Annotated in this window: 11 protein-coding genes; all 11 read right to left on the bottom strand. The window is 68.6% G+C overall.

What is annotated here, in order from left to right; translation table 11 throughout:
• Positions 1-15: 15 nt before the first annotated feature.
• Genes V8690_RS12145 through V8690_RS12095 form a run of 11 tightly spaced genes read right to left on the bottom strand, consistent with a single transcriptional unit; the run spans position 16 to position 16,526 of the window.
• Complete coding sequence (locus V8690_RS12145) at positions 16-2,391, bottom strand: MFS transporter (RefSeq protein ID WP_338778215.1); 2,376 nt, start codon at positions 2,389-2,391, stop codon at positions 16-18.
• Between the two features lie 4 nt (positions 2,392-2,395).
• Positions 2,396-3,403 (bottom strand): prephenate dehydrogenase dimerization domain-containing protein, encoded by a 1,008-nt coding sequence (locus tag V8690_RS12140; RefSeq protein ID WP_338778214.1) that lies wholly within the window; start codon positions 3,401-3,403, stop codon positions 2,396-2,398.
• Positions 3,396-5,471, bottom strand: coding sequence for an aminodeoxychorismate synthase component I (gene pabB / locus V8690_RS12135; RefSeq protein WP_338778213.1), 2,076 nt, complete (start codon positions 5,469-5,471; stop codon positions 3,396-3,398). Before pabB ends, V8690_RS12140 begins: the two co-directional genes overlap by 8 nt.
• Positions 5,468-5,806 (bottom strand): chorismate mutase family protein, encoded by a 339-nt coding sequence (locus V8690_RS12130; RefSeq protein ID WP_338778212.1) that lies wholly within the window; start codon positions 5,804-5,806, stop codon positions 5,468-5,470. The genes pabB and V8690_RS12130 overlap by 4 nt, the downstream gene beginning before the upstream one ends.
• Before the next feature lie 5 nt (positions 5,807-5,811).
• Positions 5,812-6,708: a HemK/PrmC family methyltransferase gene (locus tag V8690_RS12125; RefSeq protein ID WP_338778210.1), complete on the bottom strand. Its 897-nt coding sequence runs from the start codon at positions 6,706-6,708 to the stop codon at positions 5,812-5,814.
• Positions 6,651-8,150 carry an FAD-dependent oxidoreductase gene (locus V8690_RS12120; RefSeq protein WP_338778208.1) on the bottom strand — a complete coding sequence of 500 codons (1,500 nt, stop codon included), beginning with the start codon at positions 8,148-8,150 and terminating at the stop codon, positions 6,651-6,653. Before V8690_RS12120 ends, V8690_RS12125 begins: the two co-directional genes overlap by 58 nt.
• Before the next feature lie 43 nt (positions 8,151-8,193).
• Positions 8,194-9,738: an amino acid adenylation domain-containing protein gene (locus V8690_RS12115; RefSeq protein ID WP_338778206.1), complete on the bottom strand. Its 1,545-nt coding sequence runs from the start codon at positions 9,736-9,738 to the stop codon at positions 8,194-8,196.
• Entirely contained in the window at positions 9,735-10,931 is a 1,197-nt protein-coding gene (locus tag V8690_RS12110; RefSeq protein WP_338778204.1) for a pyridoxal-phosphate dependent enzyme, read from the bottom strand. The genes V8690_RS12115 and V8690_RS12110 overlap by 4 nt, the downstream gene beginning before the upstream one ends.
• 23 nt (positions 10,932-10,954) lie before the next feature.
• Positions 10,955-11,641, bottom strand: coding sequence for a hypothetical protein (locus V8690_RS12105; protein WP_338778203.1), 687 nt, complete (start codon positions 11,639-11,641; stop codon positions 10,955-10,957).
• Positions 11,632-12,951, bottom strand: coding sequence for a non-ribosomal peptide synthetase (locus tag V8690_RS12100; protein ID WP_338778201.1), 1,320 nt, complete (start codon positions 12,949-12,951; stop codon positions 11,632-11,634). The genes V8690_RS12105 and V8690_RS12100 overlap by 10 nt, the downstream gene beginning before the upstream one ends.
• On the bottom strand, positions 12,885-16,526 hold the full coding sequence (locus V8690_RS12095) for an amino acid adenylation domain-containing protein (RefSeq protein ID WP_338778199.1): 3,642 nt from the start codon (positions 16,524-16,526) through the stop codon (positions 12,885-12,887). Before V8690_RS12095 ends, V8690_RS12100 begins: the two co-directional genes overlap by 67 nt.
• Positions 16,527-16,556: the final 30 nt, after the last annotated feature.

Below are 16,556 nucleotides of genomic sequence, written 5' to 3'. Positions count from 1 at the left end.
CCTCCGTTGATGGTGCTATTGATGCCGCCGGCTGGCCGCACACCTTGCCCACTCGGATACCACCAACAGCGCTTGGCCGGGGTTCAGCCGAGGGTCGCAGTATGTCGTGTACCGCTCTCCCACCAGATCAAATTGCTCCGAATCGTATACGCACTCGGTGACCTGATCCGGAGTGGTTTCTATATGCAGACCACCGACCACTCCACCGGCGTCGCGGATGGCCTCCGTCGCCTGCCACACTTCCGAGATGACATGTTGTATCAACCGGGTCTTCAGGGCGCCGGGGGTATTCACCGTGTTTCCGTGCAAGGGGTCTATCAACCAAATCACCGGGTGCTCGGCGACACGAGCCGCCTTGGCCAGGCTCGTCAGCTTCTCCGTGGCTCGGCCTGCGCCCATACGCGCGATAAGGGTCAGTCGGCCGGGCACGCGATCAGGATCCAGACGCTCGCACAGGGACAGCAGTTCGTTCTCGGCGATCCCAGGGCCGATCTTGCATGCCACCGGATTGACAACCTGCGCGAGCAGCGCGACATGAGGGCCCTCGAGGCTGCGGGTCCGGTTGCCGATCCATGGCCAGTGGGTCGAGCTGAGGAACTGATGGCCCAGCTCATCGCGCCGTACCAACGGTAGTTCGTAATCGAGCAACAACGCTTCATGGCTCGTCCACACCTGAGTGTCCCGGTTCAGATGGGTCATGATTTCGCGCGCTGCGTGGTTACCCTCCAGCATGCGTCGCGGCTGCGGTTGTCGAAGCAGCGGATCCGGTACGGGACTGTTCACCATGTGCCCGCGGAACGCGGGCAGTTCCCGACCATCGATCAACTCGGTCGGCCGGGATCGCGGCTTGGCGAACTGTCCGGCTATGCGACCCACACGGGTGACATGAAGTCCCGTGATGTCCGTGGCGCGATCGGCGAGTTGATTGAGCAGCGCCACCTTACTGCGCACATGTGCGACTGTCCGCTCCGTCGGGTCCTCGGCACAGTCGCCCGCCTGTATCACCAGTTTGTTGCCTAAGGCTACGTTCGCGAGGGAAGCCCGTAATTCTCGTACGTCTTTCGCCTGCACCAGAGGAGGACTGACCGCCAGCCGGGCGGTCACCTGGGCGAGGGCCGCCCGATCGGACCACTTCGGCTGCTGAGAGTCGGCTCCAGAGCTCACTGAGCTTCTCCTGCCGTTACCTTCGCGGCATCCAGACGGAGCACTCCCCACCGCACGGCCGGAACCATGAGGAAACTGGCCGCGACGAAGAGTGCGCCGAGCAGAATCCAGCCGAACGATCCCCAGTAGACGAGCAGGCCGGTCAGCACCAGCGGGCCGATGAGCTCCGCCACGGTGAGGCCGGATCCGAAGAACGCCTGGTACTGGCCGTGCCAGGCCCTCGGGCGTGAGACCGAAGCTGATCTCCCACGTGGCGGGCGACTGCATCATCTCGCCGAGGGTCTGAATCGCGGTGGCGGTCAGGAGCAGCGCCACCGCGGACCACGTCGAGCCGCCACTCCCGGAGTAGGCGAAGACCACACAGCTCGCGCCGAGCAGCAGGCCGCCCCGCACCACGTACCGCCCCGCACTTGCCATGTCGGTGACCCGGCGCGCGACGCGTACCTGGAAGAAGACGACCGCCAGGGTGTTGAGGACGAACATGGCCGCCACGATCCACTTGGGAGACTCGGTGTGCATGACGATCCACAGGGGCAACGCCACGTCGATCAGCGGGCCGTGCAGTACCAGGATCGTGTTCAGCAGACTGATGACAACGTAAGGGCGGTCCTTCAGCACCGTCTGGGCCTTCTCGCCCTTTGCCTTGGCCGGAGTCTGGGCGACGGGCGGCACCTTCATCAGCACCAGTGATGCCACCAGGAATCCACACGCGTCAAGGGCGAACGCGAGGAGGTACACCTCTCGCGTGTCGAAGAACAGCACCATGCCGCCCAGCGCGGCCCCGATCGCCAGGCCGGCGTTGTATCCGGCCTGGAGAAAGGCGCGCACCGTGGTGATCTGGTCCTTGGGCACGACCCCGGCCAGCAGCGCCTGTTGAGCCGCTGAGCCGCAGCGCTGCCCGATGGCGTACAGCGTGGCCGCCAGCAGGAACAGCGGGAAGGAGCGAATGAAGACGTAGGAGCCGACGGCCAGGGCGGCACAGCCGTAGAAGAAGATCGCGGTCTCCCGCGCGCCACGGCGGTCCGTGACGTGTCCGAGCGGTACACCGATCACCAACGCCACGGACCAGGCGATGGTCAGTCCGAGACCGAGCTGGGCCGGTGACAGCCCGACGATTTGCGTGAAGAACAGTGCCGACGTCACGTAATATGCGCCGTCGCCGGTTCTGCTGATCAGCTGAACCACGGCGAGGGTGCGGGCCGGACCACTCAGGTCGGTCACTTTCATTGCTCTACTCCCGTGATTTTCCATTACCTTCTCGTCGGTCACTGGACGGCGCCAGGCTCTTGGGTGGACTCGCGCTCTGCTCGGCGGAGACGAGCGAGGCACTTGCGAACATTTGGGCGCATATGTCTTCCAAGGACCGGCTTCGGTCGCCGAGAACACCGGCGACGTCGCTCAACAGTCCTTCGAATGCGGCGGCGTCGCCGCTTCCCACGACGTTCCGCAGGTGCTCCACCCCGCGGGCGAGTGCCTCGTGGACGTCCGCTGTCAGCGGGTTTCCGGACTGGACGTCCCAGTACACCTCGGGGACACCGGAGCTGATACGGGCCAGCAGGGCCAGCAGGGTGGCGTGGGGTGGCGGCGCGACGGCGATCAGCTGGTCGACGTCCGCGTCGAGGGTACGCAGTGCGTGTCCGAAGGCCAGAACCGTCGCGTGCGTCAGCGCCTGCGAGGCAGCGGCCAGTCGGTCGTGCCGCGCCGCGTCCATGCGCACGACTCGTCCGCCGTGTGCCTCGACCAGGGCCAACAGCTCGTCGACCAGCGGCCCGTCATGGAGCGTCACGGCCGCCACCGGCCGCCCCCGCATCCCCAGTGCCGGGGCGAACATCGGGTTGACCGACACGGCTTGACGACCGTGGTAACCGCGCACCGCGGTTGCCATGCGCCCCTTCACGGACAGGGTGTCGGCCAGCAACGCCCGTGCGGGGAGCACGTCCATCAGGGCCGGCACCGCCGCGACAGCCACCGGCTCCGGCACCGCGAGGAGCAGCAGATCCACGCGGGCCAGCTCAGCGCCGACGCCATCGCCCTCGCCCTCACCGGGTGCGCGGATGTCCCCGGCGATCCAGCGCACACCCGGCTGCGTCGACGCCGGAGGCTGGGGGTCCACCACGCACACCGAGACGCCGGATCCGACGAGCAGCTCGGTGAACATCCGGCCGATCGCACCGGACCCGCCGGCCACGACAGCGCGCCGGATGCCTCCCGGAGGCGTCGCGGTTTCGGCATCACCCATGGCGGACCTCGCCCTCTTCGGCCGGTCGCACGGAGCCGGTGAGCGTCAGCGCCATCGCATGGGACTTCACCAAGGTCTCCTCGAACTCCGCGACAGGGTCGGAAAGGCTGATCACCGCGCCGCCGACTCCGAAGGAGGCTCGCTCAGGCGTGGCCACGATCGTGCGGATGACGATGCTGAGATCCGCGGCGCCGCTCAACGAGAACCAGCCGAGCGAACCCGAGTACACCCCGCGCGGCCCTCCTTCCATCCGGTCGATGATCTCCATGGTGCGGAGTTTCGGCGCACCGGTCATGGAGCCGCCGGGAAAACAGGCCCGGACACATTCCACGGCCGACACCCCCGGACGCAGTCGGCCGCGGACGGTGCTCACCAGTTGGTGCACCGGAGCGTATGTCTCGACGTCGAACAGCTTCGGCACATGGACGGAACCCACCGTGCAGACGGTGTTCAGGTCGTTGCGGAGCAGGTCGACGATCATCAGGTTCTCGGCGCGGTCCTTCTCGCTGTTCAACAGGTCCTCGCGCAGGGCCAGATCCTCCGCGGGGGTCGCCCCACGCGGCCGCGTGCCTTTGATCGGCTTGCTCTCCGCGACTCCGTCCACGTCGATGGCGAGGAAGCGTTCCGGGGACGCGCTGAGCACGGCGACTTCGGGAAACTCGAACAGGGCACCGTACGGGACGGGGCTGATCTCCCGGAACAGCCGGTAGGTGGACGACGGGTCGGCAATCGCGTCGGTGCTGAACATGTTGGTGAGGCAGATCTCGTACGACTCCCCGTTCTTGATCTCCGCAAGGCATTCGTGAATCAGCGCCAGGTACTGCGCGCGGTCGTGGCGCGGAACGAAGGTGTCCCCGAGCGCCGTGGAGGTGACCGGAGGACGCCGCGGGTGGGCCTCGGGCGAGGGCAGCAGTTCGAGGCGGGCCGCGATCCTGTCGAGCCACTTCACGGCGTCGGGGTCGTGCGGAGTCGTGCCCAGAGCCAACAGGTAGGTGCAGCGATCGGCGTGGTCCACCACGACCGCCCGGTCGGTGAACAGCAAGGCGGCGTCGGGCGTGGGCGAGGTGTGGGCGCCGTGCGCCCCGATCTCGGCCTTGAGTTCGTATCCCAGATAGCCCACGTAGCCGAGGTTGAAGTCGAACGGGAGACCATGCGGAGCGGGTGATTCCCGCGAGCGGAGTTGCGCGTCCAGGTACTCGAAGATGCCCTGGTCCCGGTGCTCGCTCACCCCGTCGGCCGTTTCCACCCGTACCGTGCGTGTGGCCACCCGGTAGGTCACGTACTCGGCGAGCGGGCCCGTACCGTCGCCCAGTATGGAGAACCGGGAGTTTCCGTCGGCGTGCGAGCTGCTGTCCAGCCAGAAGCCGCACCGCTTCCCGGCGAAGAGTTCGGCATGCGCGGTGGCGGTGTCGGGGTAGCAGGCCAGGCGGCGAACGTGCAGGGGTGGGTGGGAGGACGACCGGGTGGCGCGCGCACGGTCACGATGGCGCAGGGTAAGTGCCCGGAAGTTCCCGAGCAGTTCGCGGCCGTACTCACTGGAGATGGACTCCGGATGGAACTGCACTCCCCAGATCGGCTTCGAGCGGTGTCGCAGCCCCATCAGGACTCCGTCCTGCGTCCATGCGGTGCGGCTCAGCTCGTCGGGAAGGTCGGTGACCGCGAGCGAGTGGTAGCGAACCGCGGAGAACGGTGACGGCAGTCCGGCGAAGAGGTCTTCGCCGGTGTGGTGGATGCGCGAGATCCTTCCGTGCATTGGCTCGGGCGCGTGCCGGACGGAACCGCCGAACAGTTCCGCCATGCCCTGGTGTCCCAGACAGATGCCGAGCACCGGTAGGCGCGAGTCCAGGATCGCGGCGGCGCTGACGCCGAAGTCCCGCTGCCTGCCGGGGTGTCCGGGCCCTGGCGAGATCACTATGTTGTCGTAGTCCCGAGGGCTGAGCGCGGACCAGTCGACGTCGTTGCGCGCCACCGTGGGCGGGTGCCCGTTCACCTCGCCGAGCAGCTGGTAGAGGTTGTACGTGAAGGAGTCGTAGTTGTCGATGAGGAGGGTGCGGACCGGATCGTTCACCGCGAGCCCTCCGCGACGGTCTCCCCGCCTTGGCGCCCCTCTTCGATCACCAAGGTCTCGACCCGGCAGGTCTCCTCGATGATCAAATCGTAGAGCTGGGACAAGAAGGCTTGGCTGACCCCGTTCTCGGCGCCGTAGGTCGCGGCACGCCGCTGGACCGCGTCGATGCGGTGCGGCTGCATCATCGGCACCGCGTGCTCCCGCTTGTGGTGGGCGATCCGCACGCAGACTTCGATACGGTCACGCACGGCGTCCAGCAACCGGATGTCGATACCGTCGAGTTCGGCACGCATGGGGGTCAGGCCGTTCTGGTCGTCGTTTCCCGTTGCAGCCATGGCAGTCACTTCCTGAAGGAGGTGGTGTAGCGGGGACGGTCCTCCTGATCGCGGTGGCCCGCACCGGCACCGAAGAGGCCGGACTCCGCCAGCAGGCCCGGCACGACCTCGATCTGCGGGTCGTCGTGCTCGATCGCCAGTGCGCCACCCGGCCGCAGCAGCCGCCCGGCGCGGGAGATCACATGGCGGATCACATCGAGCCCGTCGGCGCCGGCGAAGATGGCTCGTTCCGGGTGGTACGTCCCGAACTCCGGCGAGATCTCGGTGCCGACGGGAACATAGGGAGGGTTGGCCAGCACGAGATCGACCTTGCCGCCAAGGGCCGCAAGGAGTTCCCCGTCGGCGACGTCACCCGGGTGCACGACGATCGGCGTGTCACCCGCCGCCGCCCGCGCGGCCGCGTTGCCGCGTGCGCACTCCAGCGCCGCCTCGTCCAGATCGACCGCGTGAACCTGGGCATCCGGGCGGGCGTGGGCCACGGCCAGCGCCACCGCGGCGGAGCCCGTGCAGAGATCGACCACCACGGGGTTCCGGATCTCGGAGATGGCCGACAGGCCCCATTCCAGAAGTCGTTCGGTCGGGAACAGCGGCGCGAACACGCCCTCGGTGACCGCTACCTCCACACCACCCAACCGGGCGCGCCCCAGGATGTGGCCGAGCGGTCTCAGTTCGGCTCGCCTGGCCGCGAGCGCGCGCACCTCGTGCGCGGCGTCATCGGACACCTGGTCCTGGGGCCCGGGTGAGCCCAGGACGTGGGCCAGCAGCGCGTCGGCGTCCTGTCGTGGGCGCGGCACACCGCCGCTCGTCAACGTGCGAACGGTTTCCGCGGCGAGGTCGGCGACCGTCAGCTGCCCAGGGCTCGGGCGCTGGGCAGCCGGGGAGGAATCGCCGGCCTGCGGCACGCCGCCTCGGCTGGCCGCGTAGTAGTCGAGCAGGGCTTGCGTGAGCGGCGGGTTCGTGCGCGAGGCCGCGAGCAGTTCCGGCGGCGGTGTGAAGGTCGGATCCAGCTCCTTCGCCCGCTGCGTGTAGGCGACGTGCAGGTAGTGCTCCATGGTGGCGGGCCAGTAGATCGGGACGGCCCAGTCGGACTCGTAGCCGGTCGCCAGCATGTGGGTGACGGTGGCGTCCACCACCTCTTCGCGGCTCGCGGGCTGGATGGGGGACGGACCGGCCGGAAGGGTTCCAGGTCGATGGAGGGCTCCTCCTCGAGCAGGAGCGCGGTCATCTCCCGGGCCAGCAGCGGCGACAGGGTCAGACCGTCCCGGTAGGTACCGGTCATCATCCACAGGCCGCTCAGCCCCGTCTCACCCAACAGCGGCATCCCGTCGAGCGGCACGGGCCGGTTTCCGACCTGGATCCTGCGCAGTCCGCTGTCGGCCAGGTCCTTGCGGACCTGGCGATGGGCGCAGTTGAGCAGAAAGAGCACATCCGAGATGAGCGCGGACTCGCGCGGCTCGACCGAGACGATGTTCGTCGCCCCCACATAGACCTGGCCGCCGGGGCGCGGCACGACGTGCAGGCCGCAGGCGAAGGCGCGATTGGGCGTGCGTATCACGCTGGGCGGGCAGGTGCCGTCCGCGGTGTCCACCACGGCGGAGACGCCGTAACCGCTGATGAGCCGGGGGATCTGGACGGCGTGTTCGGGCACGCTGTCCAGGACGTCTTGGGAGTAGGCCCCGGCGGCCAGCACGGTCTTGTCGGTCCGCAGCACCGTGCCCGACTCCAGCACGATCCCGCGCACCCGGCCATGGGCGTGGTCGACTCGCGTCGCGCGCTCCGCGATCAGCATTCCACCGGCGGCCAGGAACGCCTTTTCCAGGCTCAGCAGCAACTCGGTCGCGTTCACCGCGTGTTCGTTCGGCAGGAACATCGCCTGGAGCGGACGTGCCGAGGGCTCGGCGTCCAACCAGTCGATGTCCTCGGGATCCACGTCCTCGAACTTCTCGCCGTACGTGATGAGCGATTCACGGATGGCTTTGTAGTTCCGGGTGTCGATCCCGGGCACGCCGACGGTGTTCAGCATGACGACGGTTCCCTTGGCCGTCAGCAGATCCGGGTCGGTGGAGTCGAGGCGGAGCCGGCTCAGCCACTCGGGCCACAGTTTGCTCGCCTGGTGGGCCCAGTCGAGCTTGGTCCGGCCGTGTTCGCTGGTCAGATGGTCGGCCGTCACCTCCCCGAAGGCACCGAGCATCGCTCCCGCGGCCGCGGACGCGGCGCCCGGCCGATGCGGTTGACCCAGCACGGCCACCCGGACCTTGCGCCGGGCGAGTTCCAGGCCGAGCGAGAGTCCCAACGCGCCATTGCCGACCACAACGACGTCGTACGAGTGGTTTCCCTCAGACATCACTATGTTCCCTTTCCGAGTCGGATCTTCCAACTGGGGCGGCTCAACTGGACAGTTCCTCGGCCAACCGTCGCCGGTCGACCTTTCCGTTGGCATTGAGCGGAAAGGCTTCGAACGCTGTTAGCGAGGCAGGAACCATGTAGGAGGGAAGCCTTTCCCGGAGCGTTTGGAGCAGGACTTCGGTGCTGCCGATCCGGCCCGTGCACGCAGCGGCCAGTTCGGCGTCGCCGCCGGGTGCCGATCGGGCGACCACGATGGCGTCCCGCACCCCGGGCTGTTCCCGCAGTACTGCTTCGATCTCGCCCAGTTCGATGCGGTATCCGCGCACCTTGACCTGATGGTCCAGACGCTCACAGTAGATGTAGCCGTCAGCACTGACACGAACCCGGTCACCGGTTCGGTACCAATGCCGGTCAGTCAGCGGGGTCCCCGGATCGTACGACGTTGCTTTGTCTCCTTCGTAGGTCAGGAATCGGTTCTCGTTGTTCGCCGGGTCGAGATATCCGGCGAAGCGTTGCGAACCCCTGACGCACAGCTCACCCTCCTCGGCCTCCCTTCCGTCGGCGTCCAGAACAACGCATTCCAGTGAGCTGAGGCCGTGCCCAATGGGAACTGTTCCGTTGGATGTACGCGGCCATCGCGCCACCTCCTTGGGCAACACGTACTCCGTGCTGATGATGGTGAGTTCGGTCGGCCCGTAGGCGTTCTCCACCACCCCGTTCGGCGCTGCCGCGTGCCAGGCTTCGGCCTGTTGGAGGGTGAGCGGCTCGCCGGCGAACACGCTGTGCCGCAGCGTGGGCATCGACCCCGGCCGCAGGGGTTCCACCCGCTGCGTCAAGGAGATCACCGAGGGGACCGAGAACCAGTGCGTCAGCTCTTGGCGCCGCACGAACCGGGCCGCCGCCAGCAGATCATTGCGACCGGGGACCACCACCGTGGCGCCGGAGCCGAACGCTGCGAACATCGCCAGCACCGACAGATCGAAGGTCAGGTCGAATGGTTGAAGCACGCGGCACCCGGGCGCAAGCTCGTAATGCGCGATGCAGTGGCTCAGATACGCCGATATATTGCGGTGCGCAATAGGCACCCCTTTGGGCTCACCGGTGGAGCCCGAGGTGAACAATATATAGGCCAGGTCTTCCGTCCGGACGACGATTTCAGGAAGGTCACCCGCACCCGAATTCCCGCCGCAGTCCGCGGCGAGTATTCGGGCGGGCAGGTCGGCGCCGGCCCTTTCCTGGTCGACTTCCGGGTCGACCAGCACCAGGTCAAGCCCGGCGGCTCGACCGATGACCGCGTTACGAGCGGCGGGGGACGACGGGTTGAGCGGCACGACCGCGGCACCGAGCCGTTGGACGGCGAGGTACCCGGCGTACGCGGAAAGCGTGCCCGCTGCCGCCAGCAGACCGACCCGCCTGGGCACGACGCCGTCATGTGCTTCGAGCAGCCGGACGGCAATGTTCCGCGCCATGCCTTCGAGTTCCGCGTAGCTGACGACCTGATCCGCTGTCTGCAGCGCGGGCAGATCCGGGCAGCGCTTCGCCGAGGCGGCGAACCACTCGTACAGAGGTGTGGTGTTCGAGTTCATTCCAGTCTGGCCCGCTCCGTCGTGACTGTCGTGACTAAGGCAGCCGGTCGAGCGGCGTCGATCCGCTGACCACCATGACGATCCGGTCGTCGGGTGCCAGGCCAGGCCTGCGCGGCCTGCCGCAGCCCGCCCCAGCAGATGAAGGCGGACTTCTCCGTCTCGTACGCCAGCGGAATGTCCAGCTCGGCGCAGGCGTCGAGCAGCAGCTGCGCCTCCGCCTCCACCTGTGACGGCTCCACGGGGTCGACGCGCGCGCCGGTTTCCGCCACCAGCTGACGGACCAACGGCAGCGTGCGGTTCGGGTTCGTCGACTGGAGGGTGGGTTCGAAGGCCTGCTCCGGCGGCACCATGTCACCCAGGTCGATCTCGTCACGGCCGTCCCGCAGCGCCTCGCCGAGGACTCCGGCGTCCGCTGCCTGGAACAGGTGGTACGTGTGCTCGCCCACCGTCGGCAGTCCCGCCTCCCCGGCGCGGCGGATGCCGCGCTCGATGCCGAGCGGGCCGTAGCCGCTGGCGATCGTCACCGCGACGATCGTGGCGTCCGCGCACCGCTCCGCGATCGCTAGCCCCAGCGGTACCTTGCCCTCGATTTTCCACTGGCTCGGGGTCAGCCGCAGTGCGCCGTGCTCCTTGCTGAACGCGATGGCCGCCTCGGCCGCGTCGGCCATGTTGCCCGGCACGGCCACCACGCGCGACTTGCCCATCGACGTGGTCGGGCACTTGTAGGCGGAGGCCTGCGGCACGAACGCCGTGCACGTGATGCCCAGCCTGTCCGTGTAGTACTGGTAAGACCGTGCGGTGTTGCCGGAGCTGTGCATGGACACCGACGACAGCCCCCACTCGAGGCACTTGGCCGCTATGAGCACGCCCTCGTTGTCCTTGAACGTGCCGGTGTCGTTCCAGGTCTGCGGCAGCAGCCGCACGGACGCGACACCGAGCGATTCGGCCAGCCGCGGGCTCTCCACGGGGACCAGAGCCTTCTCGTTGCTGCGCAGGTTGTCCGGCTCGGACACCGGGAGGAGCGCGGCGTAGCGGCCGACCCCCGGGGTGTCGGTGACCGCGTCCGCCCAGCTCCCGACGTCGGGGAGGGACTGCGTCAGTGCTTCGCCGCAGCGGGTGCACAGCCATTCGTTGGGGCCGTCCACCGGGCCGGTACCGGGCACGCTGGAGCACGTGTTGCAGATGAGCTTCATTCTCTCGCTCCTTCGGAGGAAATTCAGGACGCGTCGGCTTGCCGGGAAAGCCGCATGATCTCGGAGACGCGCTGGGTCACCGAGGCCGGATCGTCGTGCCGGTCCGCGAGCGCGGCGCCGCCCATGGTGAAGCCCCAGGCGCCCGCGGCTGCGATGTCGGTGATCTGCGCCGCGTCGCGCACGCCCCCCGCGATCAACAAGGGCACGGTCGCCGCGGACGCGGTGCGCTCCATCAGCAGCACCGGGTCGAAGGAGGTCTGCCGGTACGGCATGAGGACCACGCCCGCCACGCCGTCCGTCGCGCTCAGCCGCTGCGCCTCGGCGGCCAGCTCGTCGGGCGAGCTGTCCAGCACCAGCGGGCTTCCGGACAGGGCTCCGACGAACGGCCAGTACGCGATCGAGTCGTTGCCCGCGAAGGCCGCTGCCGCGCCCGGCCGCCACGTTCCGATCACCTGGTCGACGCCGAGGTCCAGCGCCAGCCGGCATCCGGCCTCCTGGCCGGCGTCACTCGTGTCGGCCAGCTCAAGCAGGACCGACCGGCCGTCCGCGTGCGCGGCATCGGTCAGGTCTCTGGCCATGTGAGGATCGGTGCCCACGTCCTTGAAGGCGATGAGCCGGAGCTCGTCGACCGACAGCTTTTGGTACACATCGACCGCGTCCGGAATGGTCCGGTCCTGTTCGGTCAGCATCAGAACGAAGTTCAACTCCACGTGCGCAGCTCCTTTGCCATGTCGTGGGGTGTCGGGTTGTGGAACAGCACCTGCACCGGCAGGTCGACCGCGCATGCCTTGTTGATCCGCGCGATCAGCTGTATGGCCAGCAGCGAATGGCCGCCGCTCTTGAAGAAGTGGCTGTGGACGCCCAGGCCCGGGTCGTCCAACAGCTCCGACCACAGGCCGGTCAGCAGGGTCTCCGTCTCGTCGCCCGGAGGTGTGGCCTCCCCTTCGACGGCGGCGACGGACGTCGCCTCCGGCATCGCGGACCGGTCGACCTTCCCGTTCCTGGTCATCGGGAAGCTGTCGAGCCGGAGGAGGGCCGACGGGATCATGTACTCCGGCAGCCGGCTCTCCAGCGCCCGCAGGACGTGCGCTTCCGTCGTCGTCGACGGGGCCACGAAGTACGCGATGATGCGCGTGTCCCCGGCGGGCCCGTCCCGCAGCATCACCGCGCTGGCGGTGACGCCCGGCTCGCGCAGGATCGCCGCCTCAATCTCACCGAGTTCGATCCGGTAGCCCCGGACCTTGACCTGGTTGTCGCGGCGGCCGATGAACTCCAGGTCCCCCATCGAGGTCGACCGCACGATGTCGCCGGTCCGATACAGTCGGCGCCCGGCGCGACCGGTGAACGAGTCGGGCACGAAACGCTCGGCGGTGAGGGCCGGCCGGTTGTGGTAGCCGCGCGCCATGCGGCCGCCGCCGACGAGCAGTTCCCCGGCCACGCCCTGTGGCACGAGCTCACCGGACGCGTCGACGACGAAGGCGTCGTACCCCGGGAGCGGGACACCGATGCTCAGCGGCTCGGCCGGTTCGATGACCGTCATCGTGGCGGCATGAGTCTCGGTCGGGCCGTACAGGTTGTACGCCTGCCAGGGACCCGCACCCAGCGTTCGCCAGAGCTTCTCGCTGACCGCCTCTCCGATGACGAGCATCTTCGTTGTGGCCGGGATGTCGCCCAGCACGCCGAAGCTCGTCGCCATATCCAGTTGGGACGGCGTGCAGTCCATGAGATCGATCTCGTGGCGGATCAGGAGATCCACCAGTTGATGAGGATCGCGCCTGACGTCCTCGGGGACGATCACCATCGTCGATCCGCCGGCCATCCAGGAGAACTGGATGACGTGGCCGTCGAAGAAGACCGGGGAGTTGAGCGCCACCGCCTTCGGAGGCGGTCCGTCGCCGATGATCTCGCCCGCCAGGGATACGGCCAGCCAATGGATGCCCCGGTGGCTCATCGTCACGGCCTTGGGCAGACCGGTGGAGCCGGAGGTGTAGATGAGGTAGGCGAGATGGTCGTGGTGCACGCTGACAGCCGGGCGGTCCGTCGGGTAAGGGGTCCAGGTGTCCTCGTCGTCGAGGAGGAGCACCTCCCCCGGTCTTCGACGCGGGGGAGCGTGCCGTGGTCGGTCAGTACCGTGGTGCTGGCCGCGTCGTCGAGCATGTAGTGGATGCGAGCGGGCGGAAGCGCGGGGTCGATGGGCAGGTAGGCGGCGCCCGCCTTGAGAATGCCGAACACCCCGGCGACCATGTGCGGGGACCGCTGGGTGCACAGCGCCACCACGTCCTCGCAGCCGATGCCCTGGCTGCGCAGTCGCCAGGCGATGCGGTTGGCCCGTTCGTCCAGTTGACGGTATGTCCACGCCTGCTCGGCGCAGCGGACCGCGATGGCGTCCGGGGTCCGGTCCGCCTGCAGGGCGAACTCTTCGTGCAGGCCGACGTGGTCAGGCCACGTGGTCTGGGGTGCAGTGCCGGCCGCGATGAGCTCGGCTCGCTCGGCGGCCGGCAACAGCTCCACCCGTGACGTCCGCAGCGTCGCCGGATCGTGTCGCGTCATTGAGTCGAGGATGGTGAGGTAGTGGCCGACCATGCGGCGGATGGTCGTGGCGTCGAAGAGGTCCGTCGCGTAGGTGAAGCCACCGGTCACTCCGCGGGGGCCGTCCACGAGGTCGAGGATCACGTCGCAGACGGCGAAGCCGTTCTCGAGCCTGGTGAAGTCCAGACTCAGGCCGTCCCGCAGCGAGTCCTCCCGTGCTGCCGTGACGTCGAATCCGAACATGACCTGGACCACCGGCGACCTGCTCAGGTCCCGCGCGGGCCGCAGGGCTTCCACGACCTGCTCGAAGGGCACGTCCTGATGGGCGTACGCGCCGAGGCACGTCTCCCGGATGCCGCCCAGCAGCTCGGAGAGGGTGGGATCGCCGCTCAGGTCGGTGCGCAACGGCAGGGTGTTGACGAGGAACCCGATCAGCTGCTCCAGCTCGATCCTGTTGCGGTTCGCGATGGGGGTGCCCACGACGATGTCCGTGCTGGCGGTGTGGCGGGCAAGAAGGATCTTGAACCCGGCCAGCAGGGTCATGAAGAGGGTGACGCCTTCGCGCTTGCCGAGGTCCCGGAGCCGCTCCACCAGCTCCGGCGGGATCAGCACCGACTCGAACGCACCTCGGTGCGACTGGACGACCGGGCGAGGCCGGTCCGCCGGCAGGTTCAGCGCGGCCGGCGCGTCCGCCAGGCGGTCCCGCCAGTACTCGAGCTGTTCGGCGGCCAGTCCGCTGGACAGCCAGTCCCGTTGCCAGTCCGCGAAGTCGATGTACTGCAGCGACATCTGCGGCAGGTCCGGGGCGGTCCGGTCCACCCGGGCCCGATAGCAGTGCGCGAGTTCGCGGGTCAGAACGTTGAAGGACCAGCCGTCGAAAACGATGTGGTGGACGGTCAGCACGAACAGGTGCTCCTCCGCGCCGATACCCAGGAGCTGGGCTCGGAGCAGTGGGCCCGCGGTCAGGTCGAACGGTTCGCGCACGATGTCGTTCACGCGTGCCCGTACGGCGGCAGCGTCCCGCCCTCGAAGGTCGTGGAATTCCCACGGCAGGTCGATCTGCTCCAGGACGACCTGTTCCGGCCGCTCGCCACCGGAGGGGAAGACGGTCCGCAGGGCATCGTGGCGGTCGACCACATCGGACAGGGCCGCCCGCAGCGCCGCCGCGTCCAGCACGCCGAGGAGGCGGTACTCCACGGCGGCCGTGTACGTGGTGGTTCCCGGTTGCAGCTGCTCCAGGAACCACAGCCGTTCCTGAGCCGGTGACAGGGGTGCGCGGCCGCCGCGTCCGGCGGGGCGGATCGGCTGGACCGGTGCTGCGCTCCGGGCCTGGCGCAGTCGCCCGGCCAGCTTCGCGACGGTCCGGTCCTGGAACACGTCCCGCGCTGACAGCGAGGCGGCGAGGACGGCCCCGACCCGCGCGATCAGCCGGGTGACCAGGAGCGAGTGCCCGCCCAGCTCGAAGAAGTCGTCGTGGGCGCCGACGCGGGCCGGGTCGATACCCAGGACTTCGGCGACGAGGTCCGTGAGGAGCTGTTCCGTAGGGTCCCGCGGGCTGACGTAATCCTCACCGGAGCCGACGGGGTCCTGCTCGGGAAGGGCGGCACGGTCGAGCTTGCCGCCGGACGTCAGGGGGAGCGCGTCCAGGCGGGTGAGCGTGGACGGCACCATGTAGTCCGGCAGCCGGGCACTCAGCTCGGCGCGCAGCACCCTGGTGTCCGCGCTTCCGGTGACGTAGCCGGCCAGCCGGGTCCCGTGGGCCGGGTGGTGGATCGCGGTCACCACGGCGTCCTTGACCCCTTCGAGCCCCGCCAGGATCGCTTCGATCTCGCCCAGTTCGATGCGGAAGCCGCGCAGCTTGACCTGCTGGTCGATCCGGCCGAGGAACTCCAGTTGCCCCGTCGTTCCCCAGCGGACGAGGTCGCCCGTGCGGTAGAGGCGGGCGCCCGGGGGGCCGAAGGGGTCCGGGATGAAGCGTTCCGCGGTCAGGCCCGGGCGGTCGTGGTAGCCGCGCGTGACCCCGGCGCCGCCGATCAGCAGCTCTCCGGCCTCGCCGTCCGGGACCGGGCTCAATGTCTCGTCCACGACGTACACGCTGGTGTCGCGGATCGGCGAACCGATGGGCAACGGCCCCGGACCCTGGTGCAGGCGGGCGGGCAGGTAGGTCGAGTTGACGCAGGTCTCGGTCGGCCCGTAGAAGTTGACCACCTCGATGCCGGGGACCTGCGCCGCGCACTCGGCGACCAGGTCGGGCTCCAGCGACTCTCCGCCGCACATCAGCCAGCGCAAGCCCGTCCCGGCCAGGGCACGCACGGCGAGGGCTTCGCGCAGCACGGGCGGCGTCACCCCGAGTACGTCGATCCGCCCGCCGGTGACCAGCTCCCGCAGTTCGTCCATGTCGATCCCGGTCTGGCTCGGGGTGAGCACGACCGTGCCGCCGGAGGTCAGCGGACCGTAGATCTCCAGGTTCGAGGCGTCGAAGCTGAGTGACATGCGGTGCAGGAATCGCAGTGGCTTGCCGCGCCAGACGTCCGAGACGACCCAGACGGTGTGGTTGACGATGGCGCTGTGCGGGACCATGACGGCCTTGGGCCGGCCCGTGGAGCCCGAGGTGTAGATGAGGTAGGCGAGATCGCTGGGGCGAACCGTGACCTTCGGGCGGCTGCGGGAGTGCCGCGTCCAGGTCGCCGCGTCGTCCAGGACGAGGGTGTCCAGGTGGCTGCCCGTCCGGGCGGTGGCACGGTCGGCGAGCAGGAGCGTGGCGCCGGAGTCCTCGAGCATGTAGGCGATGCGGGCGGCGGGAAGTGCCGGGTCGACGGGCAGGTAGCAGGCACCGGCCTTCAGAACACCGAGCAGTCCGGCGATCGTCGAGAAGGAGCGGCGGGTGTGCAGGGCGACGATGTGCCCCGGTCCGACCCCCTGTGCGAGCAGGCCCCAGGCGATCTGGTTGGCTCGCTCGTCGAGCTGTCGGTAGGTCCACTCCTGGTCCTCGAAGACCAGGGCGGTGCCTTCAGGGGTGCGGTCCACCTGGGCTTCGAACAGTTCGTGGAGAGAAGTCTGATCCACTGGAGTCTGGAATAACTCGTGGTGGGTGGA

Source organism: Streptomyces sp. DG1A-41, from assembly GCF_037055355.1.
Lineage (GTDB): Bacteria > Actinomycetota > Actinomycetes > Streptomycetales > Streptomycetaceae > Streptomyces.
The sequence above is the reverse complement of the archived record's forward strand: the minus strand, read 5'-3'. Positions and strand labels throughout refer to the sequence as shown.

What these genes read in the sequence shown, in the direction of transcription:
- V8690_RS12145 (WP_338778215.1), bottom strand. Translation starts at nt 2,391, where the DNA reads ATGAAAGTGACCGACCTGAGTGGTCCGGCCCGCACCCTCGCCGTGGTT.
- V8690_RS12140 (WP_338778214.1), bottom strand. Translation starts at nt 3,403, where the DNA reads ATGGGTGATGCCGAAACCGCGACGCCTCCGGGAGGCATCCGGCGCGCT.
- V8690_RS12130 (WP_338778212.1), bottom strand. Translation starts at nt 5,806, where the DNA reads ATGGCTGCAACGGGAAACGACGACCAGAACGGCCTGACCCCCATGCGT.
- V8690_RS12120 (WP_338778208.1), bottom strand. Translation starts at nt 8,150, where the DNA reads ATGTCTGAGGGAAACCACTCGTACGACGTCGTTGTGGTCGGCAATGGC.
- V8690_RS12115 (WP_338778206.1), bottom strand. Translation starts at nt 9,738, where the DNA reads ATGAACTCGAACACCACACCTCTGTACGAGTGGTTCGCCGCCTCGGCG.
- V8690_RS12110 (WP_338778204.1), bottom strand. Translation starts at nt 10,931, where the DNA reads ATGAAGCTCATCTGCAACACGTGCTCCAGCGTGCCCGGTACCGGCCCG.